Genomic DNA, 24,737 nt, shown 5'->3' with positions numbered 1-24,737 from the left:
CATTGTTATTCTATAAAATTAAATAAAAAAGAAGCCAAAAAAAGGCTTCTAAATTAAAATTTTAACTGTAAAACCAAAACCGCAGGATTTCAAGAACCTGCGAGCCTGGTACAGCCGCTCTGTTTATAAATTCTTAATTACAAATTCACTTCTTCTGTTCAATTCATGTTCTTCTTCTGAACAGGCCTCATCAGGCTGACATTTTATTATAGGTACTGATTCTCCGTATCCTTTAGCCTCAACCCTTTTGGCATTGATACCCGATTCTATTATAAAATCTCTGGTTGAACTGGCTCTTTTCTGAGACAAATTGGCATTAAACTTCTCATTCCCTCTTGAATCTGTATGCGATCCTATTTCGATTACCATGTCGGGATATTTCTTCATTAATTCTACCACACGGCCCAATACTACTTTAGATTCTTTTCGGATGTACCACAAATTATAATCAAAGTAAATCGGATCTGTTTTTATAATTAACCTTCCTTTATTGTCTTTGACCACATCTTTTTCCTGTGCAATAATCTGAGCTATTTTTTCTTTCTTTCTGATTTCCCCCGCTGTAATTTCTTCGGCTTTCGCTTTTTTATCGGCTTCTTTTAAAGCAATAATCGCCAGAGCTTCTTTTTCTTTTCTTCGCTTGGTTTCAATTTCTTCCTCTTTCTTTTTGATTTCGGCAATTTGCAGCTCTTCTTTCTTTTTTGTTTCAGCAATCAGCAGTTCTTCCTGTTTTAGCACTTCCAAAGATTTTAATGCCATAGAAGCATCATGACTTGCCTCTCTGGTTGTTCCCGAAGACACTGTTCTCGACTCACTTGTATAACCTTCCTTAGCGCCCAAAACAGTAAACGTACTTTCACAGACAACGGTAAAATTAAATTTCCCAGCTGTGGCAGTTGTCGTTGTGCTCAAAACCTTTCCATCGGAATCCTTTAAGGTCACAACTGCATTTTCCAGAGGCAATTTGGTATCGATATCCGTAATAACCCCCACAATAAATTGTTTACAATCTTCTACCAGTAAAGCTTTGATTTCTTTAATTTGATAAATATCGTCACTCCCTTTTCCGCCCTCTCTGTTGGAGGCAAAATAACCTTCTTTGGTATCGGAATCGATGTTAAACGAAAAATCATCCCGATTTGAATTCAAAGGCAAACCAACATTTACAGGTTTACTGTAGTCGTTCCCATTAATTTCAGAAACAAAAACATCCAATGAGCCGTAACCTAAATGCCCGTCAGACGAGAAATAAAGTTTTTGATCGTTTGAAACAAAAGGAAATTGCTCTCTTTTATCTGTATTAATTGTCGGGCCTAGATTTCGGGGTGTATCAAATGCACCTTTATTAATATTGACCGAATAAATATCAAACGAACCTAAAGTTCCCGGCATATCTGAGGCAAAATACAATACCTTTTCATCGGCACTCAGCGCCGGATGTTCAACCGAATATTCCGAACTATTAAACGGAAGCGCTACTATATTAGTCCATTTTCCTTCAACCAGTTCGGCTTTAAAAATTTGAAGATTCGAAATTTTCTGCTCGTTTGTTTTCTTGCTTTTGTTCTTTGAATTGTTGCGTGTAAAGTAAATCGTTTTACCGTCTTTTGTAAAAACCGCATTGGCCTCGTGCATCCCTGTTTTTAGTTCTTTGGCAAAATAATGCACAATAGAATCAGCCGAATTGCTGTTTTTTAAAGGGATCGTAACCAGATTCAAATAAGTTTCATTGTCCCATTTGAACTTTTTATCCAGCAATCCCGGTTTTAACTTTACACCCGCAAAAACCAGATTATCTTTGTATTTTACAGCCCCAAACTCTGAATTAGGTGTATTGATCGCCAGATTTTTAAGTTCGTAACGCTTCCCGATTGCTGAAACATTTTCTAAAAACTTAAGGTCTTTTTCAAAATTAGAAACAGCGTCAGCGTTACCTGATTTTGCATAATATTCTTTTAAAGCTGCATTGGCATCGGCATAACTTTCGCTTGCTTTTAAAGTTTGCGCATATCTGAAATAATAATTCCGATCTAAATCATTACTGTAATTTTGAATCAAAAGCCTGTAGTAACGCTGGGCTTTTATCAAATCGTTCGTATAAAAATAAGAGTCCGCTAAATTTTTTATCACTTCCTGCGAAGGTTTATTCTCTGCTAATTTCTCATACAAAGTAATAGCTTCGCTGTAATGGGTTTTATCAAAAAATCGTTTGGCTCTGGCCAATTCAAAATCCTGAGCACTTATAAACTGTATTGAAAATACGAATACAATAACGAGTAGTTTTTTCATATTTTTCATTTTAAAAGAATCTTGGCGATTTATCATATCCTTTTCCTAACAGATCTAAATCAAAAAGCAGCATAATTTCGTGCGTGCCAGAGTTAAACCTGCCCATATTGGATAAAGTATGATCGTAGGCATACCCCACTCTTAAAGTTGGTGTTACATTTATGTTCACTAAAGCACTCACCGCATCGTTTATTCGATAAGCAGCTCCCAATTCAAATTTATTGTTGTACAAAACATTTGCCGTCAGGTCTACAGCAACAGGCGCTCCCGGAACAAATCTTGACATAAATGCGGGTTTCAGCTTGACCTTATCATTGATTTGAAAAACATATCCGGCAGTTAAAAAGGTATGAATCGCTTCTGATCCGTAAGCATTAATTCCCGATTTTTCTTCGATATGTTTGCTGCTCAACAAATTCGGAACCGACAATCCAACATAAAAATTATCCCTGAAATAATAAGCTCCCACTCCAATATTGGGTTTGGTGACGTTTATATTTTGAGCGAAAGCCAAATCTGTAGCAGTATCACCGCTTTCTAAAACAAACCCGTTAAAATTAGTTTGAAGAGACGTAAATCCGGCCTTTAATCCCAGCGAAAGTTTATTTTTTCCACCCAGGTTTAAGACATAAGCAAAATCAGCATAAAAATTATTTTCTTTTTTAGCACCATCACCAATATCATCTGAAACCAACGACAGGCCTACTTCAATTTTATCGCTTAATGCCGTATGTCCAAAAAAGGTAAAAGTCTTGGGTGCGCCAACAGCTCCCACCCATTGGGTTCGGTACAATCCTCCAAAATTCATCATTGCAGGAACTCCTGTAGCGTATGCAGGATTTACCACACTCATATTGTACATATAATGGGTATATTCCGGATCCTGCTGTGCTGAGGCTGAAGCAATGTAAAAGAGGAAACTTATAAAAAGTAGTACTTTCTTCATTTGAAACTTATATTAAATAGTGTAAAAAGGAAATTATCGGTTCAGGTAAAGTCGGCCTTGTTGTGGGCGTCTGTTGTCTTTATTAAAATTAACAACATAAAAATAGACCCCGTTTGGCGCGATTCCGTCACCAAAACCAGCTGCTTCCGAATTTTTCCCGTCCCAATTGGGTTTGTTTTTATTTCCTTTAAACATCACATTTCCATATCTATTGAAAATTTCCAGCGTGTAATCAGGATATAAAAATTCTATATCCGGAATCCTGAAAGTATCGTTTACATTGTCTCCATTTGGCGAAAATCCGTCCGGAATAAAGAAGGTATATTCTTCGGGATTACAATCGAATAAAGAAACAGTAACCCCCAAATAATTATCCGAAATACAATCTGTGACAGTCGAAAGATCAAAACCATAGTAGGTTACTTTGTCTTTAAGTACTGTTGTCGAAGCCAATAAGTTTCCATTATTTTCTGCATCATACCAGGCAACTGTTGAAGAAACATTGGTTGCTTTAGACAGATCTGCAATAGTAGGATTTTTTAAGCCGCAAAAATTTTCTCCTCCCGAATTTAAAGTCGGAGCCGGTGTATCGTTTACTACCACCGAAACTAAAGTTGGTGCTGATGTACAATTTGCAGCCGAAGTCTCTCTCAAATACAACTGTTCCGATTTTAAAACATAAGTACTCGCAAGTGGCGTCGTTGACGTTGCAGAACTATACCATTTGTACTGAGCTCCACGCGGAGTTAAATTTGCAATTACTGCTCTTTCTACTTTACAAAATTCCTGCGGGCTTACTGAAAGTGGAGCGTTCGGAATTGTATTTATGATAAAAGTATCCAATACATTATTTAAATTAACATCACATAATGTTGTGTTGTTCTTCAAATTACGCGCTATAATTACTGAAGCACCGGTATTCAAAAGCAATTCCTGAGGAATAACAAAAGTAGCTTTTCCGTTTGCAACTGCTAAAGCAACCATTTGTAATACCGAAGCATTATCACCGGAAAGTGTGTAAGAGAGCGTAACGTCAGTTAAATTTCCTAATCCCGAAACATTAACCAGGACAGGCTCTCCAAAACAAAAGTTTTCAACCTGTACAACAACAGTTGATCCATCTGGTAGAGGATTAATACCCTGATTTCCTTTTACATTGGCCACATTCGAACATTGAGGAGTCGGATTGGTAATGTCTGTGATACTTGTTATCGTAATTGCTGACGACCCGCTTTTTACATTTAAACTCGCCGGAATTACAAAGTTGGCATTGCCACCGGAAACTGCAATATTTACTGTTCTTCCGGTAACAACATTATCTCCCGTCAGATTGTAAGTAATCCTGTAATTTCCATTAGTCAATAATGAAGCATTTGAAATCTGAACTGTCGCTGGCTGATTCTGGCAGACTGGAGTGGTTGTCAATACGGCACCATCTAATCGCGGCAATGGACTAATGACTAGATCATCCGATAAATTACCGATTATATTGGTACATAATTTTTTACCTGCGGTTGCTATAATACTGGTTACCGCAACGCTAAATGTGCCTATTTGCCTAAAATAATTAGAATTAAGCGGAAATACCAATACCCCATTGGTAAAATTAGCCTTTACAGTTGCCGATGCAACAGTAGGTCCTGTAATATTATATTGAACTTCATATTCTCCATTCGGAATCATTTGCGGCCCTTGTGTAATTTTTGCGGTATACGATGCCGTTGTAATTTTATCTTCACAAATATCTGAATCTACTTCTAACTTCGCGCCTGTAAAATCTAATCTCTTTTCCAGTGTAATGATTACTGTTTCAACATCATTTTGACAGATATTCTGATTCGGAACTGCAAAAACAGTGTAGGTATACATGTACTCTCCCGGTCCGGACGCATTAAACAATTGCTGAAGATTAACCGAGTGGTCTCCCGGCAAAGTTATACCTGGTCCACTCCATCTTCCCCCCATATCTTCCCCGGAAAGCAGATCGTGCAGATCAAAATTAGTATAAGGTCCAAGGTCAGTCGTGCCGCATAAATCTTTATTTGATGGAGTTCCGGCTTCGGGCTTCCTTACAACCGTTACCTCCACTGCAGAAGTAAGTGGTGCCGTTTCACATTCCAGTACGGGCGGTACGGTATAAGTAAAATTATAAGTTGTCTTCACTTGTACCTTTGGTACCGTAAACGTAGATCTTACAATCTGACCGGCGCTATCTCTCCATGTTCCGTTGGAATGCGGCCCCATAACTGCACTATTAAATACGGTAAAAAGATTATACTCCCCTCTGTCATTACAGATTGTAGCTTCAGTTCCAATTCCGGAATATGCTCCAATAATTAAAGTTACGGTTGCTTTATTTACAGTACATCCTGCTGCTGTTACGGTATAAGTATATTGGTAAGTCCCCCCACTTGAAATAAGCTGAGCATTTAACATTCCTGTAGCGGGATTCAAACCTCTTAAATTATTAGTATCTGTCCAGGTACCTCCCGGAGTCGGTGTCCCGCCCAATAGTGCAAATAAAGAAATCGACTGATTAACCGGATTTTCGATATCACAAATTATTTTTTGAGCATCGGTACCCGCACATTGTGCCTGAATTTTTGGAGTCCAAACCAAAAAGGCGATTAAAAACGATACAAACTGCAAGAAATTAGTGTATTTTTTTACCATAGACTCCCAATTATATTTTCTACAAACATAACAAAATAATAATGTTTATTAAACACTTGAAGTCTGCTTTAATAATTAAATCTTTACAAAATACACCCAAGCTAAAAATGACTATTCTTGTTTTACTAAAATTTAGTATTTACCTCTTTTTACAATTCATCTTCCAGTTTAAATTTGAATTTTAAAAGCAGGCTGTTTCTTTCTACTTCCAGCTCTACCCACACATCTTCTTCAGACTTTAAAAGTAAGTTTATCTGTTGCAAAGTGTATTTATAGGGAAGCGTGTGATTGATTCGGACAATGACATCCCCTACTTTCAATCCACATCGTTCTGCAGCTGATTTTTTGCGAATGTTTACAATTTCGTAAACCGGTTTTAATGAAAATTTATATCGGAAGTCATCATTTTTTTTATTAGTATAACCCGCATCTTCTATTGAAGAAATAACCTTTACGGTTTCCAGATGAACTGTTTCCTGAACCCATTGAAGTCCATTGTGCTGGACTGTTATACCGCTTTTATTGTAGGTAAAGGGTTCTGAAAATTTACTATTTTTTTTAAGGTACATGGTTTTACCGGCATAGTCCATTACCAATGTAAATCGTTTTAAAATTTCACCGCCAACGGAGCCTATACGATCGGGTACCATTTTTACATTTCGAACCGAGCTTGAATCGGGAAAAGCGACAATCGGATGTTTGAAATCAAACTCATCTATAGAAAACTTCTCGATTTTGGCTCGATGTCCCTCTATATCACCACTAAAACCTTTTCCTAAAAAATCAGGAAAATTCTTTTTAGGAAGCTTAATTTTATTATTCTGAAAAATCCAGAAAGCATCACTGTTACCAATATCAATTAGCATTTTTGCCGGTATCACGACACTGTCTACAAGAGCGGTAGAATAAAGATAGGGCTTCGCTCTTTCAACGGTAATAGGAACGGCTTTAAATTTCTTATTGAGTTTTTTACGGAGTTCTTCATTGTTTTGGTGAACGTAGACCTTCTTTTTTTGATAATTGATCTCCACCAGATTGTTTCTGAAAAATTTATATCCAATAATACCATTCACCGGAATTCCGATATGCGATGACAAATTAAAAGTTTGATCCAAAATCACATACAACAAATGGTTATTGGATTTCAAACCATGGCTTTCCAGTATATTATTGGTCGATTTTAAGCCTTCTATTTCTTCTTCACTTCCTAAACCTCTCAATTTAATCTTCTGAACATTTTTAAAACTAACTTCCTGCCTTTCTTCCATGCTAAACAAAATGGTTTCTTCCACACCGGAATCCAGCAAGAAATTTAGTTCTACTCCGTTTACTTTTATCGGAATAAAAACCAGATTATTAATTAATTTGAAAGGTATAGTAACCTTTGAAGCGTGGTTTTCGATTTGGAAATCTTCTTGCGCGTGAAGTGCAAAAGCTGTCAAAAGCCCAAAAAACAACATGAAATGTTTTTTCATTGATAAAATTTTAAGATAAAATTACTAAAAATATCGATAATTACTACAAATTAATAAGTACCCGTAATGTTTACGTTAAATTCGAAAAAAAAATGCAAATTTGCACTTCAATAAGAAAACTCATGCCAACAATTTCTCACAAAGGCAGAAACATGCCCGAATCACCGATACGTAAACTAGCTCCTTATGCAGACCTTGCAAAGCAAAAAGGAAAGAAAGTGTATCATTTAAACATTGGTCAACCGGATATCAAGACACCCGAAGTGGCCATCGAGGCGGTAAAAAACATTGATTTAACTCTTATAGAATACAGTCCGTCAGCCGGATATGAAAGTTATAGAAAAAAATTAGCTCAATTTTACCAGCGCCAAAACGTAAATGTAAACTCAGAAGACATCATTGTAACCACTGGTGGCTCTGAAGCCTTATTATTTGCACTGGCCACGATTACGGATCCGGGAGATGAAATCATCATCCCTGAGCCTTTTTATGCTAATTACCATGCTTTTGCATCTTCAACAAGTGCGACAGTAATTCCCGTAATTTCAACTATCGAAAGTGCCTTTGCTTTACCAAGCATTGATACAGTCGAGCAATTGATTACGCCAAAAACAAAGGCCATATTAATCTGTAACCCGGGAAATCCAACGGGATATTTATACTCTGAAGAAGAAATCAGACAGCTCGCAGGCTTAATCAAAAAACATGATTTATACCTGATTGCTGACGAAGTGTATCGCGAATTTTTGTACGATGGAGACGATAAACATTTTTCGGTAATGAATCTCGAAGAGGTTCAGCAAAATGTAATTATGGTCGATTCGGTTTCTAAACGTTACAGCATGTGTGGCGCCCGAATTGGATGTCTGGTAACCAAAAATAAAGAAGTCCTGGCAACCGTAATGAAATTTGCGCAGGCACGTTTGAGTCCGCCAACAATTGAACAAATTGCCTGTGAAGCCGCAATAGATACTCCGCAAAGTTATTTTGACGAGGTTATTACCGAGTACAAAGGACGCCGTGACACTTTGATTGCTGAATTAAACAAAATCGAAGGTGTAATTGTAACGAAACCAAAGGGAGCTTTTTACTGCATCGCACAATTGCCTATTGACAATTCTGAAGATTTTGCACAATGGCTTTTAGAAAGTTATGATCTTAATGGCGAAACGGTGATGGTGGCTCCCGCGGCCGGATTTTACTCGACTCCGGGAATGGGGCTCAATCAGGTAAGAATTGCCTATGTTTTAAATAAAAAAGATTTAATTACTGCTGTAAACATTTTAAAAGAGGCTCTTTTGGTTTACAACAAGAAATAATAATACAAAACCAAAACTTTCAAAAGACAATAACAGCCTGTGTTATTGTCTTTTGCATTTTAAAGAAACCACATTTTGGAAACAATTTAAATTATATACCAAAAGGAGTGATTAAATAGTAAAAACCATAGAAAAGATTTCCTATTTATTAATTATCTTTACCGCCTTAAAAAGAAATACCCATACTAATAGTAAGTTTTTAATGATAAATAACGAAGATTTTTTAGACGAAATAGGAGACAATCATTTTAGCAGTAATGCAAAAAATCCTTTAAGACAGGACGCTTTTGACTTAAGTGATGACGAAAAAATAGAAAAGATAAAAAAAGATGTTGAAAACATTCTCCAAACTCTGGGAATGGACTTGACAGATGACAGCATAAAAGGTACTCCAAACCGAGTAGCAAAAATGTTTGTAAAAGAGATTTTTGGAGGTCTTAACCCTTCAAGACAGCCAAAAGCTTCTACTTTTGACAATAATTACAAATACGGTGAAATGCTGGTAGAGAAAAACATTACAGTTTATTCTACCTGTGAGCACCATTTATTACCAATTATCGGAAGAGCGCATGTGGCTTATATTTCTAACGGAAGAGTTATTGGTTTATCCAAAATGAACCGTATCGTAGAATACTACGCTAAAAGACCTCAGGTTCAGGAGCGTTTAACCATGCAAATTGTTCAGGAATTACAAAAAGCACTTGGAACCGAAGACGTAGCCTGCGTTATCGACGCCAAACACCTTTGTGTAAACTCAAGAGGAATCAAAGATATCGAAAGCAGTACCGTAACTTCTGAATTTGGTGGTAGATTTAAAGATCCGCAAACTAAAAGAGAACTTTTAGACTATATTAAATTAGATACGCAATTTTAGTTGAACCGGTAAATCGTTAATTTGTTTAATTGCTTGGCCTGGTCCTACGTCTGCGATTCAAAAAATCAACAATTAAACAGAAAATAATGTACGTTTTTTCATTTGAAAAGTTAGAAGTTTGGCAAAACGCCAGAGGATTAATTTTGGATATTTATAAATTAACTGGTAAATTTCCATCAAATGAACTATTCGGAATAACTTCTCAAATCAAGAGAAGCTCTTCTTCAATTGCGACAAATATTGCAGAAGAAACTTCGAGAAATTCGAATAAAGACAAAGCTCATTTCCTGACGATTTCATACGCATCGGCAATGGAAACTTTAAACCATCTGATCATTGCAAAAGATTTAAATTACATATCTGACATTGATTACATCGAATCACGTGAGAAAATTGAAAAAATTTGCAATCAGATAAACAGCTTAAAAAAGTATTATCTTTCCAAAGAATAAGACTTAAGTAATTACAAAACGTTTACACGATTAAACAAGCAACAAATAAACGATTGAACAATAAAAAATAAACGGTTAAACAAATAAACGATTAAACAACAAACAAATGCCTTTATACACAGCTCAACATCTAAAAATATACAATTCACTTTCGGGTGAAAAAGAAAATTTCAACCCTATACATGAAGGAAACGTTGGAATGTATGTTTGCGGACCTACGGTTTATAGCAATGTACACTTAGGAAATGTTAGAACTTTCATGTCTTTTGATGTGATATTCAGGTATTTTTTACACCTTGATTACAAAGTAAGATACGTGCGTAACATTACTGATGTTGGACATATTGTAGACGACGTTGACGAAGGCGAAGACAAAATTGCCAAGAAAGCACGATTGGAACAATTAGAACCAATGGAAGTGGTGCAGCGTTATACGGTAGATTTTCACGATATTCTGAAATCGTTCAACTTTCTACCGCCTAGTATCGAACCAACTGCTACGGGACACATTATCGAGCAAATCGAAATCGTTAAAAAAATCATCGCGACCGGAATTGGTTATGAAGCCAACGGATCGGTTTATTTTGATGTTGTAAAATATAACGAAACCAACAATTACGGAGTTTTAAGCGGCCGAAACATCGAAGATATGTTAGCCAACACTCGTGATCTTGATGGACAATCGGACAAAAGAAACCCACAGGATTTTGCGCTTTGGAAAAAGGCAGAACCCCAACATATCATGAGATGGCCTTCACCGTGGAGTGATGGTTTTCCGGGCTGGCATTTAGAATGTACAGCCATGAGTACCAAATATCTGGGCAATCATTTTGACATTCACGGAGGTGGAATGGATTTGAAATTCCCACACCATGAGTGTGAAATCGCTCAAAACGAAGCTTGTACAGGTCAGTCTCCGGTAAACTACTGGATGCACGCCAATATGCTGACTTTGAACGGAAAGAAAATGGCAAAATCAACCGGAAATAACATTTTACCGGGAGAGATTTTGAGCGGAGACAATGCCTTTTTAAGCAAAGCTTTTTCGGCATCAGTAACCCGTTTCTTTATGCTACAGGCGCATTACAGAAGTATTTTAGATTTTTCTGATGATGCTATTGTGGCTGCTGAAAAAGGATATAAAAGATTAATGGAAGCCGTAGATGCTTTACCGTCTCTTACAGCAGACGCAACAAGCTCTATCGACGTTGCATCATGGAAACAATTGTGCTACGATGCGATGAATGACGATTTTAATACGCCAATCCTGATTGCGCAATTATTTGAAGCGGTTCGTTACATCAATTTATTAAAAGAGAAAAAAGAAACCCTGTCGGCTGAAGACTTAAACACTTTCACAACTACAATTAATGCTTTTGTTTTTGATGTTTTAGGTTTGACCAGTGACAAGGCCGCAGACGGAAATACCGATAAATTAGCAGGAACTGTCAATATGCTTATCGGAATGAGAAATCAAGCCAGAGCCGATAAAGACTTTGCTCTTTCAGATCAAATTCGCGATCAGTTGATTGCCCTGGGCATTCAGTTGAAAGACGGAAAAGAAGGAACAAGTTTCTCGATATAACACAATCACTCTCTAATAAACCATGAAAGTAATCACTCCATTTGTTTTATTAGTCCGCTTTTATCAATCTGCAATATCGCCTTTTACTCCGGCGAGTTGCAGATTTGAACCAACGTGCTCTACTTATATGATTCAGGCCCTGCAAACACATGGTTTGTTTTATGGAGGATACCTCGGCATGAAAAGAATCCTAAGCTGTCACCCTTGGGGAAGAACCGGTTACGATCCCGTTCCGGAGAAAAAATGTTCACATAAACATTAACTTTTTATAAAGTAGAACTCCATTTTTAATATTTATTTTTACCAAATACTCAAAAACAACAATACATGACACAGCCCTTAAATATTGTTTGGAATCCTTCAGAAGGAATCGATTTAGGTTTTTTTATGATTCGCTACTACAGCTTAATGTTTGTAATTGCCTTCGGTTTAGGATGGTTTTTAATGAAAAAAATCTTCGAACGCGAAAACGAATCTATTGACAAACTGGATTCTTTATTTGTCTGGACTGTTCTGGCAACTTTAATAGGCGCCCGCTTAGGACATGTTTTATTCTACGATTGGGAATATTTTAGAAATCACCTACTTGAGATATTTTTACCGGTTAGATTTGAACCAAAATTCGAATTTACCGGCTTTCAGGGATTAGCCAGCCATGGTGCTGCTATTGCCATTATTGTTGCGATGTATTATTACAGCAAAATGATCCTCAAACGTCCTTTATTATGGATTTTGGACCGTGTGGTAATTCCGGTTGCCAGTGGCGCTATTTTTGTTCGTTTAGGAAACTTTTTCAATTCTGAAATTATCGGACATGAAACGACTTCTGCTTTCGGAATTCGTTTTTTACACGATCAATTCAGCAAAAACGAAGCGGTAAATGCTACGCAAATAGCAGATCCAAAAGCGGCTTATACTGCTATTGCAACCGATCCTAAATTTGCTGACTTACTGGCTCAGGTTCCGGCAAAACACCCAACACAATTGTATGAAGCAATTTTATATGTATTTGTTTTTGCTGTTTTGTTTTTCTTATACTGGAAAACGAATGCCAGACTGAAATCAGGATTATTGTTCGGACTGTTCCTGGTTCTTTTATTTGCAGTACGTTTTGTCGTTGAATTTGTAAAAGAAAGTCAGGGTGGATTTGAGAACGAATTAGGCCTTTTCTCCACCGGACAATGGCTAAGCATTCCGTTTATTATTATTGGCCTTTTCTTTATCATAAGAGCACAAAGAAATCCTTTAGCGGAATCTTAATAACAATACAAAAAAACAAAAGAAACGCCCGATATGTCCAATATCGGGCGTTTCTTTTTACAAACAATACGAAATACCAAATTCAATATTTCGCGTGTTAAATCCTGCGTTTTCACTATTTAGTCCGGCGTTTGAGACGTGCCGAATCCCTGAACGAATATCAAACCGTAGCTGTTCTGCTTGAACCGAGAAACCCAGCGCAAAAACATCTGCAAAAGCAAAACCCGCCGACAATCTTTCGGTGTCCCGGTCCGTTATCAGAGGCCCAATACTTCCTAAAGCATAAACCGAAAAAACCTTACCAATCGGCTTTCTGACTAAAAAACCAAGATTTAACACATACTCATGTACGTCTTTCAGCTTGGTATATTCTTCTCTCTTTTCAAGATAATCCGGCTCTTCTGGTTTTACAAAATAAAAGTTCAACAATTGGTGCCTTCCAAAATTAACTTCCGGCTGAATTAAAATTTCAAACTGAAAATGCCGTGTTTCTTTTACCCGGTAGTACAACTCAATTTTATAAAATTGATTGGTAAAAGTATAGTTTCTGTTGTTAAACTCACTGCCAAAACCATAGTTAACACCCAGCGCCAGTTTTTCCTTTTTAACTTGCCCTGAAACCTTAAATACGCCAAAAAAAATAATTAAAAACAATAGTAGTTTTCTACTCATAGGCACTTCTTTTTACTAAACTAAATATAACAAAAAAAAGATCCGGTTTTCACCGGATCTTTTTCTATAACTTAAGCATTTAATTATGCGTTGTGCTTGTCTTCGATTGTGTGTTTATCATCACTTGAAATTGTATCAACCAATACTGGTGTAGCAATAAATAATGATGAATAAGTTCCTACCACAATACCAATTAACATGGCAAAGATAAATCCTCTGATAGATTCTCCACCAAAGATAAACATTGTTAATAATACGATGATCATCATTAATGACGTATTCAACGTTCTTGACAATGTAGTGTTAATAGATGCGTTTACGATATCTTCAAAACTTCCTTTACGGTTTCCGATGATAAACTCTCTAATTCTGTCAAATACAATTACAGTATCGTTCATAGAGTAACCAATTACAGTAAGGATAGCCGCAATAAAGTGCTGATCCATTTCCATGTGGAAAGGCATGAATTTATAACATAAAGAGTAGATTCCTAATACAAAGATAACGTCATGCGCTACCGCTGCAATCGCACCTAATGAATATTGCCATTTACGGAAAGAGATCATTAAGTATAAGAAAATAACTGCCATTGCACCTAATACAGCCCAGTAAGAGTTTGTTTTGATATCCTCAGAAATAGAAGCTCCAACTTTAGATTGTTGCACTACTCCAATTCTCTTACCATCAAATGAGTTGATGAATTTTTCATAAGAAGTGTTAGGGAAATATTTCGCTAACGACTTGTATAAAATTTGATTCACTTCTTCATCAACAGCTACACCGTCTTCTTTAATTTTATATTTAGTTGTGATTTTCAACTGATCATCATCACCTAAAATTTTAGCCTCAACCGGAGTACCAAAAGAAGCAGATAATTCATCTGATACTACAGTAGCATCAATTGGTTTTTCAAATTTCACCTGGAATGTTCTTCCTCCAACAAAATCAACACCTTCATCTAATCCGTTTACGAAGAAGATAGAAACTAAACTCACTACAACTACAATTGAAGAGAAGATGTAAGTAAATTTCTTAATCTTAATAAAGTCAAAGTGGAAGTTTGTAAACCAGTTTTTAGTAATGTTTGTAGAGAATGTTAAATCTCCTTTTCCAGCAATGTTTCTGTCAATAAAAATTCTTGCAATAAAGATTGAAGTAAACAATGAAGTTACGATACCAATCAATAATGTTAAAGCAAAACCTTTAATTGGTCCTGTACCAAAAATGAATAAGATCGCACCAGTTAAAACGTGAGTAACGTTTGCGTCGATAATAGAACGCATTGCTCCGTGCCATCCGTAAGAAGCTACAACTGCTTCTGACAATGATTTTCCTTCACGTAATTCTTCTTTAGCTCTTTCAAATATAATAATGTTCGCATCTACCGCTGTACCTAATGTTAATACGATACCTGCAATACCTGGTAATGTTAATACAAAACCAAAACTTGCCATAATTCCAAATAAGAAAAGTAAGTTCAATAATAAGGCAAGGTTAGCATACCAACCTGCTTTACCATAATAGAACACCATCCATAAACAAACTAATAAAAATCCTAATACAGAAGAAATTGTACCTGCATCAATTGCAGCCTGACCTAAAGATGGCCCTACAACTGTTGACTGAATAATATCTGCAGAAGCTGGTAATTTACCTGCGTTTAATACGTTAGCTAAATCTTTAGTTTCCGCTACATCAAAAGAACCTGTAATTTCAGATCTTCCACCTGCAATTGGTCCACTTGTAACACCTGGCGCAGAGTAAACGATATTATCTAAAACAATAGCAATATATCCTTTTTGAGAGAATGCTCTTCCTGTTAATTCTTCCCAAACTTTAGCTCCCTGGCTGTTCATTTGCATAGAAACAGCTGGTTTTCCTAATTGGTCAAATGTATCTTTTGCATCTGTAACAACACCACCGCTCATTGCAGGAACATTGTCTCTGTTTCCTTTTAAAGCATATAATTCAACTGCTTCAATATCTTTTCCTTTTGCATCTTTAATAGTAGTTGGTTTACTCCACACAAATTTTGCATTGTGTTGGTCAGCACCCAATAAAATTCTGATGTCAGCTCTTTTAAAATAGTTGTTTACAGTAGCTGTATCTTTAGGAGCAAAGTATCCTAAAACTGGTCCACCACCCTGACCTAACATTTTGTCAAATAATGGGTTGTTTCCTTTTTTAGTATCTACTGAATCTTTAGCGTTATCCGTTAATAATGCATTTAATGAATCTTTAACAACAGTTTTAGTCTCTGTTTTTTTGATTTCAGTCTTTTTTAAAGCTTCGTTAGTCGCTACTAAAAAGTTACCGATTTCTTCGATTTTAAAAGTCTCCCAAAACTCTAACTGAGCTTTTCCTCCTAATAATTTTTTGATTCTGTCTACATCCTTAGCCCCTGGAAGCTCTACTAAGATTCTTCCTGTTTCTCCTAATTTTTGGATGTTTGGTTGCGTTACACCAAATTTGTCGATACGCTCTCTAAGTACTTTGTAAGCACTTTCGATAGACTCATCTACTTTTTTCTTAATTACTTTTTGTACTTGCGCATCAGACATTTGAAAATCTACACCACCTTCTCCTTGTAAACTTCTGTTTGCAAAAATATCAGGTGAAGCTAATTTCACTGTCCCTTTTGAGTTAGCCTCAAAAGCTTCAAAGAACTTATTTAAATAGGTTTTGTTTCCTTCTAAATTTGCAGTTGCATCAGCTAATGATTTATTAAATACTGGATTTTTAGAATTGTTTGCTAATCCTTTCAAAACGTCTTTAACCGAAATTTGAAGAATCACGTTGATTCCTCCTTCTAAGTCAAGACCTTTGTTAAGTTGTTTGTTTTTTACTTCATTATAAGTAAAATCAGTAAAACCAAGGTTTAACACTTTCTCTTTTCCAATAGAATCTAAATATTTTAATTCTTTATCAGGATTATCTCCTGCAAAAGCTTTAGCTTCACTTTTGACGTTATTGGCCACAAAAGTGAACGAGAGTTGGTAAATACTTACCAATGCAAATAGAATTGCGAAAAATTTAATAAGTCCTTTATTCTGCATTATTACTAAAAATTAATTATGTTTTATTGTTTGTTTTTGTTTTAAAGTCCCATAAAATAAGCCCTGACGTGAGTTTTTAAAACTAAAAAATCGAGATCACGAATTACAACATTTTTTTTAAACCGAGCAAATATATAATTAACGAAAAGATTAACCAATTTATTTATTAATTAATCTCAAAAAAAAGACTGCAAAAGTGCAGCCTTTTCCTTTTTTTACGAAATTCGTTATACTAAAATCGATTTTAGAGCATCATTCATGCTTCTGACCGCAGCTGCACTTTTTGCAAACAGCTCTTTTTCCTGATCGTTTAACTGAATGTCTAAAATTTCTTCTACTCCGTTTTTACCAATTATACATGGCACTCCTATGCAGATATCCTCTTGTCCATACTCTCCTTCCACAAAAACAGAACAGGCGATCATTTTTTTCTGATCATTTAAAATACTGTCTACCAAATAAGCCACAGAAGCCCCTGGCGCATACCAGGCCGATGTTCCCAAAAGACCTGTAAGAGTTGCTCCTCCAACCATAGTGTCAGCAGCTACTTTTTGTAAGGCTTCTTCTGAAAGAAATTCGCTTACCGGAATTCCATTATAAGACGCTAAACGGGTTAACGGAATCATCGTTGTATCACCATGACCACCAATAACCATTGCCGAAATATCGTTAGCCGGTTTATCCAAAGCCAAAGAAAGATAGGTTCTGAAACGTGAACTATCTAAAGCTCCACCCATACCAATAATTCTGTTTTTTGGTACTCCGGTAGATTTCAATGCTAAATACGTCATTGTATCCATCGGATTAGAAACCACAACTATTATAGTGTCCGGAGAATGTTTCAATACATTTTCGGCAACTGTTTTTACAATTCCTGCATTTATACCTATTAATTCTTCACGAGTCATTCCTGGTTTTCTTGGAATTCCTGATGTGATGACTACTACATCACTTCCGGCAGTTTTAGAATAATCATTGGTCACCCCAGATACTTTGGTATTAAAACCTGTATTTGTGGCGCATTGCATAATATCCAACGCTTTCCCTTCGGCAAAACCTTCTTTAATATCCAACAACACTACTTCGCTAGCAATTCCTCTATAAGAAATAACATCTGCACATGTAGCTCCAACATTTCCTGCTCCTACAATGGTAACTTTCATATTTTATACTTTATCGGTTATTAATTAATTTGTTTGTGTATTTGATAAATCGACAATTCGTTTAATCGTTTAAGTAAATTTAAACAATTAAACGAATTGATGATTAAAATTTATTACGCATCGATATTAGCGTAAACTGCATTTTTCTCGATAAATTCTCTACGTGGTGGTACTTCATCCCCCATAAGCATAGAGAAAACTCTGTCGGCTTCAGCCAGACTGTCAATGGTTACCTGACGTAAAGTTCTGAAGTTCGGATCCATTGTTGTTTCCCACAATTGTTCCGCGTTCATCTCTCCAAGACCTTTATAACGCTGAATCGCGGCGCTTCCACCCATTCTCTCATTGGCCTGATCGCGTTGAACATCATTCCACGCATATTCTTTTTTGTTTCCTTTTTTAACTAAGTATAAAGGTGGTGCAGCGATATAAACGTGACCTTCTTCGATCAACTCTTTCATGAAACGGAAGAAGAATGTTAATATTAAGGTAGAAATGTGACTACCATCGACATCCGCATCACACATGATGATTACTTTGTGGTATCTTAGTTTTTCAAGATTCAAAGCTTTACTGTCTTCTGCTGTACCAACGGTAACTCCCAAAGCGGTAAAGATGTTACGAATCTCTTCGTTTTCGAATACTTTATGATGCATCGCTTTCTCTACATTCAGAATCTTACCACGCAATGGTAAAATCGCCTGAAAGTTACGATCACGACCTTGTTTTGCTGTTCCACCAGCCGAATCTCCCTCGACTAAGTAAACCTCACATCTTGCAGGATCCTGCTCCGAACAATCGGATAGTTTTCCTGGCAATCCACCGCCACCCATTACGGTTTTACGCTGTACCATTTCACGCGCTTTTTTAGCAGCGTGACGGGCTTGAGCAGCCAGAATTACTTTTTGGATAATGATTCGGGCATCATTTGGATTTTCTTCCAAATAGTTCTCTAACATTTCTCCAACAGCCTGAGAAACCGGAGAAACTACTTCTCTGTTTCCTAATTTTGTTTTGGTCTGACCTTCGAATTGAGGCTCTGCCACTTTTACCGAAATAATAGCGGTTAATCCTTCACGGAAGTCATCTCCCGCAATTTCGAATTTCAACTTATCCAACATTCCGGATGCATCTGCATATTTTTTCAGGGTTCTTGTCAAACCACTTCTAAAACCTTGTAAATGCGTTCCTCCTTCGTGTGTGTTGATGTTATTTACATAAGAGAAAATATTCTCGGTATAACTGGTGTTGTAAATCAAAGCAACCTCAACCGGAATCTCACCTTTTTCGTGATCCATGCTGATTACGTGCGAAATAATTGGCTCACGGTTACCATCTAAATAACGAATGTATTCTTTAAGACCTTCATCTGAATGAAACACTTCGCTTTTAAATTCTCCTTTTTCATCTACTTCTCTTTTATCCGTAAATGTAATGGTGATTCCTTTGTTTAAGAAAGAAAGCTCACGCATACGAGCTGATAAAGTATCATAAGAGAACTCTGTAGTTTGAGTAAAGATGGTGTTATCAGGGTAAAATGTCTGACGTGTACCTCTTTTATCTGTTTCTCCGATTTGTTTTACCGGATATAATGATTTTCCTCTTTCGTACTCCTGCTCGTAGATTTTTCCTTCTCTAAAAACGGTAGACTTCATGTGAACGGAAAGGGCATTTACAACCGAAACCCCAACCCCGTGCAAACCTCCGGAAACTTTATAAGAATCTTTATCAAATTTACCCCCGGCACCAATTTTAGTCATTACAACCTCAAGCGCCGAAACTCCTTCTTTTTTATGTAAATCAACTGGAATACCACGACCGTTATCTTCAACTGTTACTGATCCGTCTTCGTTTATTGCAACACCAATGGTATCACAATGTCCTCCCATCGCCTCATCAATAGAGTTATCAACAACCTCATAAACCAAATGATGTAGCCCTCGAACCCCCACATCTCCAATATACATCGATGGACGCATTCTTACGTGCTCCATTCCTTCTAATGCCTGAATACTATCTGCTGAATAATTGTTCTTCTTGATTTCTTCGCTCATATAATTTATTCTAAAAAATGTATTTATTGTCTAACACGCAAATATATAAAAACGCAAATTATATATCCGTTAAATTACCATTTAAAGCGGGTAAGTTATTAACACAATTGTCTTAAAAACCCAAAAATAAGCCTAAAAGAAGACTTAAATTCAAAATTTCTTAAATTCCAAAATTCAAATTCCAAATTCCATTTTTTTTCAAATTCTAAATTCCAAAAATTAAAAAGGCGGTAAAAAATTCAATTGCATTTATAAAACCTAAATTATTTTTCAAACAGCATAAAAAAACCGAAATAACATTATAAAATGCATTTCGGTTTCTATAAATTTTAAATCCCTAAAAATTGGAATTTGGAATTTCAATTTTGGAATTTAAATCCCCTAAACTTTATTGTTTCTTATTAAAATCTCCTGCATAAATAGAAGTCATTTTGTCTAAGCTTATATACTTTCTCACCACAGCATTTACCTCTTCTACTTTTAGTGCTTTTACTTTACTTTCAAGAGTATCATAATCTTCCAAAGGAATTCCGTATTGCAGATAGGTATTTGTCAAAGTTGCTAAAGTTCCGTCATCACCTAATCTGGTTTTTCTTTCATTAAGCCAGCTTACCAAATTTGTTTTTAATTCTTCGGCCGTAAAACCGTCTTTTAATGCTTTAGCAATTTCCTCTTTGGCAGCAACTTCAACTGCATTTTTTTTCGTTGGATTTAAGAAAGCGTAGTAGGCCCAATAAGCAACATCATTTGTAATGGGTACATTTACAAAAGATCCTGCTCCATAACTGATTCCTTCTTTTTCTCTCAATCGCATCGGAATTCTGGCAGTCAAAAAGCCTCCGCTTCCTAAAATTTCATTTGCCATTACAAATGCCGGGTATTCAGCATCTTTCTGATTCATTTTAAAACTAATTTTCCCTACCGCAACGGCATTTTCCTTATCCGGTGTGATATAGTCTTTGTCTGCTTTCTGAGTTTCGAAAAATACAGGTACTGCCTTTTCATACTTTGATTTCGAATTCCATTTTCCAAAAGTACTCTCTAAAATCTGAGCGGTCGATTTAGCGTCTAAATCTCCAACTACAGTTCCAACTCCGTTGTTTCCTCCTAAAATGTTTTTATAGAAATCAACAATTTCGGTTTGTTTTATCTTTTTGTAAGCGTCCATTTGCTCCTGAACAGTTGACGTATAAAAAATACTCTCTTTCGAATATTTAGAAGTTTGTCTTGAAAGTTCTATAAATGCCACAGAACGAGGATCGTTTAAACTCGATTCTAAGTAGGTGTTGTATTCGCTAATCGTTTTCGTTAGCTCATTTTGAGGAAAAGTAGCATTAACCAGCAGATCTCCTAAAATATCCATTACTTCTTTAAAATTTTCTTTGTAGGTATGAACCGTTACGGACAAGGTTTGTTCTGAAAAATCAAAATACAAACTTGACTTCAATTGATCTAAACGATCACTGATTTGCTCTTTTGTTCTGCTAGTAGTACCCGTTTTTAACAACTGAGCCAAAATAGCCCCTACATCTGATTTTCCGGCTAAATCCTTTTCATTACTTACCGGAAATTTAAAGCTTGCCTGAACTTTTCCTCCTTTGATTTCTTTTTTAATCAAGCCATACTTTGCACCATTGCTCAACTTTCCTTCTACAAAATTTTGTTTTAAATTCTTGATAGAAGCTTCAAACGGAGCCGCTTCTTTTTCAAGAGCTTTCCCTTTGTAATCTTTAGTAAAGGCTAACAATTGTTCGTCTGTATACTCTACCGGCTTAACTCTTTGTTCGTCTTTTGAAGGAATGAATACTCCAACGGTTCTGTTATTGCTTTTAAAATATTTCTCTGCAACTCTTTGTACGTCTTCTTTCGTCAGATTTTCGATTGCATCCCTGTATAAAAATCCTAATCTGTAATCTCCTGCTCCAATAATTTCGGTAAGATTAATAGCAAAAGAAACAGTGTTGTTTTTTATTCCTTCAATTTGCTTGATCAGTTTAGCCTTAGCTCTGCTTACATCTTCGTCTGTATATTTAATAGCTCCTATTTTATCCAATTCGGCTCTCACTAATTCTTTTGTCGCTACAACATCTTTGTCATTAGGAACAGCTACTCCAAAGTACACAAAACTAGCATCTCTGGTGGTCGGCTGCCAATAATAAATACTGGATATTTTTTGAGTTTCAACTAAAGCTTTATACAAATAACCTGATGGATCGGCCGTTAAAATCTCGCCCAAAGCATCAATGGCAGCATAATCTTTGTCTGCGTAAGCTGCAGTATGGTATAAAGCGCCAATATTTTTACTGTCACCCGCTCTTTTCAACTCCACATATTTTTCACCATCCTGCGCAGGCTCTATGGTATAGGTTTTATCTAAAACTCTTTTCGGTTTTGGAATACTACCAAAATACTGACCTACGTATTGCAAAGCTTTTTTCTCATCAAATTTTCCGGCAATTATTAAAGTTGAGTTGTCCGGCTGATAGTACTTTTCGTAGAAAACGCGTAATGTTTTTGCCTTTACGCGCTCAATATCTTCTTTACTTCCGATGGTACTTTTTCCGTAATTGTGCCATAAATAAGCCGCAGAAAGTACTCTTTCCTGCAAAACACCGTCAGGGTTGTTTTCGCCTATTTCAAACTCGTTTCTAACTACAGAAAACTCCTTATCTAAATCTGTTTGTAAAATGGTCGCATTGATCATTCGGTCTGCTTCCATTTCAATACTCCATTTCAGATTTTCATCACTGGATGGGAAAACTTCATAATAATTAGTACGGTCTAACCAAGTGGTTCCATTGGCAGCCCCTCCTTTTTCGGAAAGCATTTTTTTGATATCTCCTAAATTCTTCGTACTTTTAAAAAGCATGTGTTCTAATAAATGGGCCATCCCCTTCTCTCCGTACCCCTCATTTCTGGAGCCCACATTGTAAACAATATTTACAACCATATTACTTTGCGAGGCATCCGGAATTAAAAGAACTTTCAATCCGTTATTTAAGGAATACTCTTTGACTCCTTCAACATTTTTAATATACTTTGGCACGTCAGCCTTTTGTGCATAAACAGCACTTAAGGACGCAAATGAGCAGCATAAAATACTACTAAACAATAAATTTCTCATAGGTAATTTTAAATAAGGTTAGTTTTTAATGGTAGCCAAATATAGTATTTTTCCTAAACAGGCTGCATCGTATTAACATGGTTTTTAGAAATTTATATCACAAAAAAAATCCGGAGAGATCTATTAAATATCTTTCCGGATTTTTTATATTAATTTATTCCCAGGTTTCACCTTTTAAACGGTAACTCCGGCTTTCGAAGTTTCAACACCTGCTTTTACGTGTGCTGCGTTCGCTCTTCCACTTGGGTCCTGATTTTCCTGCCATCTTGGAATCCATTTTCTAACGGTATGTGCGGCGCTGACTTGTGGGTAATACTTATGAAAAATCGATCTGTACAAATAAGCTTCTTTGGTTGTTGGCGAATTATACGGAAATTCGGCACTTGCTCCCGCCAGCTGCTCGTCCGAAACCTGTCCGGCGCAGTAGTCAATCAATTCATCCACCCAGCTGTATCCTACTCCATCCGAAAACTGTTCTTTCTGTCTCCATAAAACTTCCTCAGGCAAATACGGATTCTCTGGTGTATCAAATGCTTTTCTTAAAATGTATTTTTCAATTCCATCGTATGTTTTTGGCTGTTTTTCTTCGGTTTTAATTCGAATTGCAGCTTCTAAAAATTCTTTATCCAAAAATGGTATTCTCGCTTCTAATCCATGTGCCATTGGTATTTTATCGGCACGTAACAAATCAGCGGTAAACATTTTTTGTACTCTTTCGATTGTTTCATCCTGAAACTCTTGTGCTGATGGTGCATTTCTAAAATACAAATGACCTCCAAAAACTTCATCGGCACCTTCACCCGAAAGAATTACTTTAATTCCTTTATCAGCAATCGCCTTTGACAGCAAATACATTGGTACTCCGGATCGTACTGAAATAATATCATAAGTCTCAATATGATAGATTACTTTTTCCAAAATTTCAACTCCTTCTTCTACCGTAAAATGTATTTCATGGTGTTCTGTACCTAAAAACGCTGCCGCTGCTCTGGCCGCTTTGTTATCGGGTGCATCAGCATCCAAACCAATAGAAAATGAATGTAGTTTTTCACCGTTTTCTTTCAATAAACGGGCAGCAATCGCCGATGTTAATGACGAATCTAATCCTCCGGAAAGTAATACTCCAACAGGAACTTCGCTCATTAAACGTTTGCGGGTTGCTTCGATTAAAGTCTCCCGAATTAAATCTAAATTTAATTTTTGAATAGCATTTGAATGGTCCTCATATTCCGGATTGTAATATTTTACAAAACCCGTTTTACCCGTATAATAATGTCCGGGAGGAAAAGTCGAAAAGGATTTACACTGATCTGAAATGGACTTCATCTCTGATGAAAAATAAATTCTTCCTCTCTCGTCTAATCCATAATATAAAGGTTTTACACCTACTGCATCTCTGGCAGCTATATAATTATCGCCGTCGATAATTACAAAAGCAAAATCGCCATCCAACATATTACAAAACTTGTATCCAAATTCTTCGTACAAATGCACGATAACTTCTGAATCCGATTTTGTTCTGAAGGTATGCTCTTTTAAAACTGTATCTTTTAGTTCCTGATAGTTATAGATTTCTCCGTCATGCACCATCCAGGCCTTATTAGTTCCCTGAATAGGCTGCTTTCCTGATTTTAAATCAATAATCGACAAGCTTTCATGGCAAATAATACTGCCATTTTCCATAATATGCAAATCGCTTTCATCGGGACCACGATGGGACATCCTTGCGGAAAGCTCTTTTACGAGTTGCGGGTCCTTTCCTTTACCAATAACAGCTAATAATCCAGACATACTG

The 24,737-nt window shown here is 36.4% G+C and carries 16 protein-coding genes; 6 read left to right on the top strand and 10 right to left on the bottom strand.

Going from position 1 to position 24,737, the window contains the following annotated elements; all coding sequences use genetic code 11:
• Window positions 1-123: 123 nt before the first annotated feature.
• The 4 genes from ACN1CN_RS07230 to ACN1CN_RS07215 all read right to left on the bottom strand — a co-directional run bounded on the left by ACN1CN_RS07230 (window position 124) and on the right by ACN1CN_RS07215 (window position 7,383).
• On the bottom strand, window positions 124-2,289 hold the full coding sequence (locus ACN1CN_RS07230) for an OmpA family protein (RefSeq protein WP_419135166.1): 2,166 nt from the start codon (window positions 2,287-2,289) through the stop codon (window positions 124-126).
• A gap of 10 nt (window positions 2,290-2,299) precedes the next feature.
• On the bottom strand, window positions 2,300-3,235 hold the full coding sequence (locus ACN1CN_RS07225) for a type IX secretion system membrane protein PorP/SprF (protein ID WP_419135165.1): 936 nt from the start codon (window positions 3,233-3,235) through the stop codon (window positions 2,300-2,302).
• Between the two features lie 33 nt (window positions 3,236-3,268).
• Complete coding sequence (locus tag ACN1CN_RS07220) at window positions 3,269-5,908, bottom strand: gliding motility-associated C-terminal domain-containing protein (protein ID WP_419135164.1); 2,640 nt, start codon at window positions 5,906-5,908, stop codon at window positions 3,269-3,271.
• 149 nt (window positions 5,909-6,057) lie between these two features.
• Complete coding sequence (locus ACN1CN_RS07215) at window positions 6,058-7,383, bottom strand: PDZ domain-containing protein (protein WP_419135163.1); 1,326 nt, start codon at window positions 7,381-7,383, stop codon at window positions 6,058-6,060.
• Between the two features lie 122 nt (window positions 7,384-7,505).
• Here ACN1CN_RS07215 and ACN1CN_RS07210 point away from each other — a divergent pair, with 122 nt between their 5' ends.
• The 6 genes from ACN1CN_RS07210 to lgt all read left to right on the top strand — a co-directional run bounded on the left by ACN1CN_RS07210 (window position 7,506) and on the right by lgt (window position 12,873).
• Entirely contained in the window at window positions 7,506-8,702 is a 1,197-nt protein-coding gene (locus tag ACN1CN_RS07210; RefSeq protein WP_264523264.1) for a pyridoxal phosphate-dependent aminotransferase, read from the top strand.
• Window positions 8,703-8,904: 202 nt separating this feature from the next.
• The gene (folE, locus tag ACN1CN_RS07205; protein WP_264523263.1) at window positions 8,905-9,576 is read left to right on the top strand and encodes a GTP cyclohydrolase I FolE; all 672 of its coding nucleotides are present in this window, start codon (window positions 8,905-8,907) and stop codon (window positions 9,574-9,576) included.
• Window positions 9,577-9,662: 86 nt separating this feature from the next.
• On the top strand, window positions 9,663-10,028 hold the full coding sequence (locus tag ACN1CN_RS07200; RefSeq protein WP_419135162.1) for a four helix bundle protein: 366 nt from the start codon (window positions 9,663-9,665) through the stop codon (window positions 10,026-10,028).
• A 106-nt stretch (window positions 10,029-10,134) separates the two neighbouring features.
• Entirely contained in the window at window positions 10,135-11,613 is a 1,479-nt protein-coding gene (cysS, locus tag ACN1CN_RS07195) for a cysteine--tRNA ligase (protein ID WP_419135161.1), read from the top strand.
• 22 nt (window positions 11,614-11,635) lie between these two features.
• Window positions 11,636-11,875 (top strand): membrane protein insertion efficiency factor YidD, encoded by a 240-nt coding sequence (yidD, locus tag ACN1CN_RS07190; RefSeq protein WP_070906973.1) that lies wholly within the window; start codon window positions 11,636-11,638, stop codon window positions 11,873-11,875.
• Between the two features lie 65 nt (window positions 11,876-11,940).
• On the top strand, window positions 11,941-12,873 hold the full coding sequence (lgt, locus tag ACN1CN_RS07185; protein WP_419135160.1) for a prolipoprotein diacylglyceryl transferase: 933 nt from the start codon (window positions 11,941-11,943) through the stop codon (window positions 12,871-12,873).
• Window positions 12,874-12,930: 57 nt separating this feature from the next.
• Here lgt and ACN1CN_RS07180 read toward each other — a convergent pair whose 3' ends face one another.
• The 6 genes from ACN1CN_RS07180 to asnB form a co-directional block, all read right to left on the bottom strand.
• The gene (locus ACN1CN_RS07180; RefSeq protein ID WP_419135159.1) at window positions 12,931-13,545 is read right to left on the bottom strand and encodes an acyloxyacyl hydrolase; all 615 of its coding nucleotides are present in this window, start codon (window positions 13,543-13,545) and stop codon (window positions 12,931-12,933) included.
• An 83-nt stretch (window positions 13,546-13,628) separates the two neighbouring features.
• The gene (secDF, locus tag ACN1CN_RS07175) at window positions 13,629-16,601 is read right to left on the bottom strand and encodes a protein translocase subunit SecDF (RefSeq protein WP_264523259.1); all 2,973 of its coding nucleotides are present in this window, start codon (window positions 16,599-16,601) and stop codon (window positions 13,629-13,631) included.
• Window positions 16,602-16,828: 227 nt separating this feature from the next.
• Window positions 16,829-17,764 (bottom strand): malate dehydrogenase, encoded by a 936-nt coding sequence (gene mdh, locus ACN1CN_RS07170; RefSeq protein ID WP_264523258.1) that lies wholly within the window; start codon window positions 17,762-17,764, stop codon window positions 16,829-16,831.
• Window positions 17,765-17,877: 113 nt separating this feature from the next.
• On the bottom strand, window positions 17,878-19,818 hold the full coding sequence (gene gyrB, locus ACN1CN_RS07165) for a DNA topoisomerase (ATP-hydrolyzing) subunit B (RefSeq protein ID WP_173966966.1): 1,941 nt from the start codon (window positions 19,816-19,818) through the stop codon (window positions 17,878-17,880).
• A 388-nt stretch (window positions 19,819-20,206) separates the two neighbouring features.
• Window positions 20,207-22,942 (bottom strand): M16 family metallopeptidase, encoded by a 2,736-nt coding sequence (locus tag ACN1CN_RS07160; protein WP_419135158.1) that lies wholly within the window; start codon window positions 22,940-22,942, stop codon window positions 20,207-20,209.
• 174 nt (window positions 22,943-23,116) lie between these two features.
• Entirely contained in the window at window positions 23,117-24,733 is a 1,617-nt protein-coding gene (asnB, locus tag ACN1CN_RS07155; protein WP_419135157.1) for an asparagine synthase B, read from the bottom strand.
• Window positions 24,734-24,737 lie beyond the last annotated feature (4 nt).

The sequence above is a fragment of the Flavobacterium sp. T12S277 genome, assembly GCF_048514875.1.
Lineage (GTDB): Bacteria > Bacteroidota > Bacteroidia > Flavobacteriales > Flavobacteriaceae > Flavobacterium.
Note: the sequence above shows the minus strand (reverse complement) of the source record. Positions and strands in the feature narration are given on the sequence as shown.

Excerpts from the sequence above, each read along its gene's own strand:
- ACN1CN_RS07160 (WP_419135158.1), bottom strand. The coding sequence starts at position 22,942 with ATGAGAAATTTATTGTTTAGTAGTATTTTATGCTGCTCATTTGCGTCC.
- ACN1CN_RS07210 (WP_264523264.1), top strand. The coding sequence starts at position 7,506 with ATGCCAACAATTTCTCACAAAGGCAGAAACATGCCCGAATCACCGATA.
- lgt (WP_419135160.1), top strand. The coding sequence starts at position 11,941 with ATGACACAGCCCTTAAATATTGTTTGGAATCCTTCAGAAGGAATCGAT.
- ACN1CN_RS07200 (WP_419135162.1), top strand. The coding sequence starts at position 9,663 with ATGTACGTTTTTTCATTTGAAAAGTTAGAAGTTTGGCAAAACGCCAGA.
- cysS (WP_419135161.1), top strand. The coding sequence starts at position 10,135 with ATGCCTTTATACACAGCTCAACATCTAAAAATATACAATTCACTTTCG.
- asnB (WP_419135157.1), bottom strand. The coding sequence starts at position 24,733 with ATGTCTGGATTATTAGCTGTTATTGGTAAAGGAAAGGACCCGCAACTC.
- ACN1CN_RS07215 (WP_419135163.1), bottom strand. The coding sequence starts at position 7,383 with ATGAAAAAACATTTCATGTTGTTTTTTGGGCTTTTGACAGCTTTTGCA.
- ACN1CN_RS07225 (WP_419135165.1), bottom strand. The coding sequence starts at position 3,235 with ATGAAGAAAGTACTACTTTTTATAAGTTTCCTCTTTTACATTGCTTCA.
- ACN1CN_RS07220 (WP_419135164.1), bottom strand. The coding sequence starts at position 5,908 with ATGGTAAAAAAATACACTAATTTCTTGCAGTTTGTATCGTTTTTAATC.
- ACN1CN_RS07180 (WP_419135159.1), bottom strand. The coding sequence starts at position 13,545 with ATGAGTAGAAAACTACTATTGTTTTTAATTATTTTTTTTGGCGTATTT.
- folE (WP_264523263.1), top strand. The coding sequence starts at position 8,905 with ATGATAAATAACGAAGATTTTTTAGACGAAATAGGAGACAATCATTTT.
- mdh (WP_264523258.1), bottom strand. The coding sequence starts at position 17,764 with ATGAAAGTTACCATTGTAGGAGCAGGAAATGTTGGAGCTACATGTGCA.
- yidD (WP_070906973.1), top strand. The coding sequence starts at position 11,636 with ATGAAAGTAATCACTCCATTTGTTTTATTAGTCCGCTTTTATCAATCT.
- gyrB (WP_173966966.1), bottom strand. The coding sequence starts at position 19,818 with ATGAGCGAAGAAATCAAGAAGAACAATTATTCAGCAGATAGTATTCAG.
- ACN1CN_RS07230 (WP_419135166.1), bottom strand. The coding sequence starts at position 2,289 with ATGAAAAAACTACTCGTTATTGTATTCGTATTTTCAATACAGTTTATA.
- secDF (WP_264523259.1), bottom strand. The coding sequence starts at position 16,601 with ATGCAGAATAAAGGACTTATTAAATTTTTCGCAATTCTATTTGCATTG.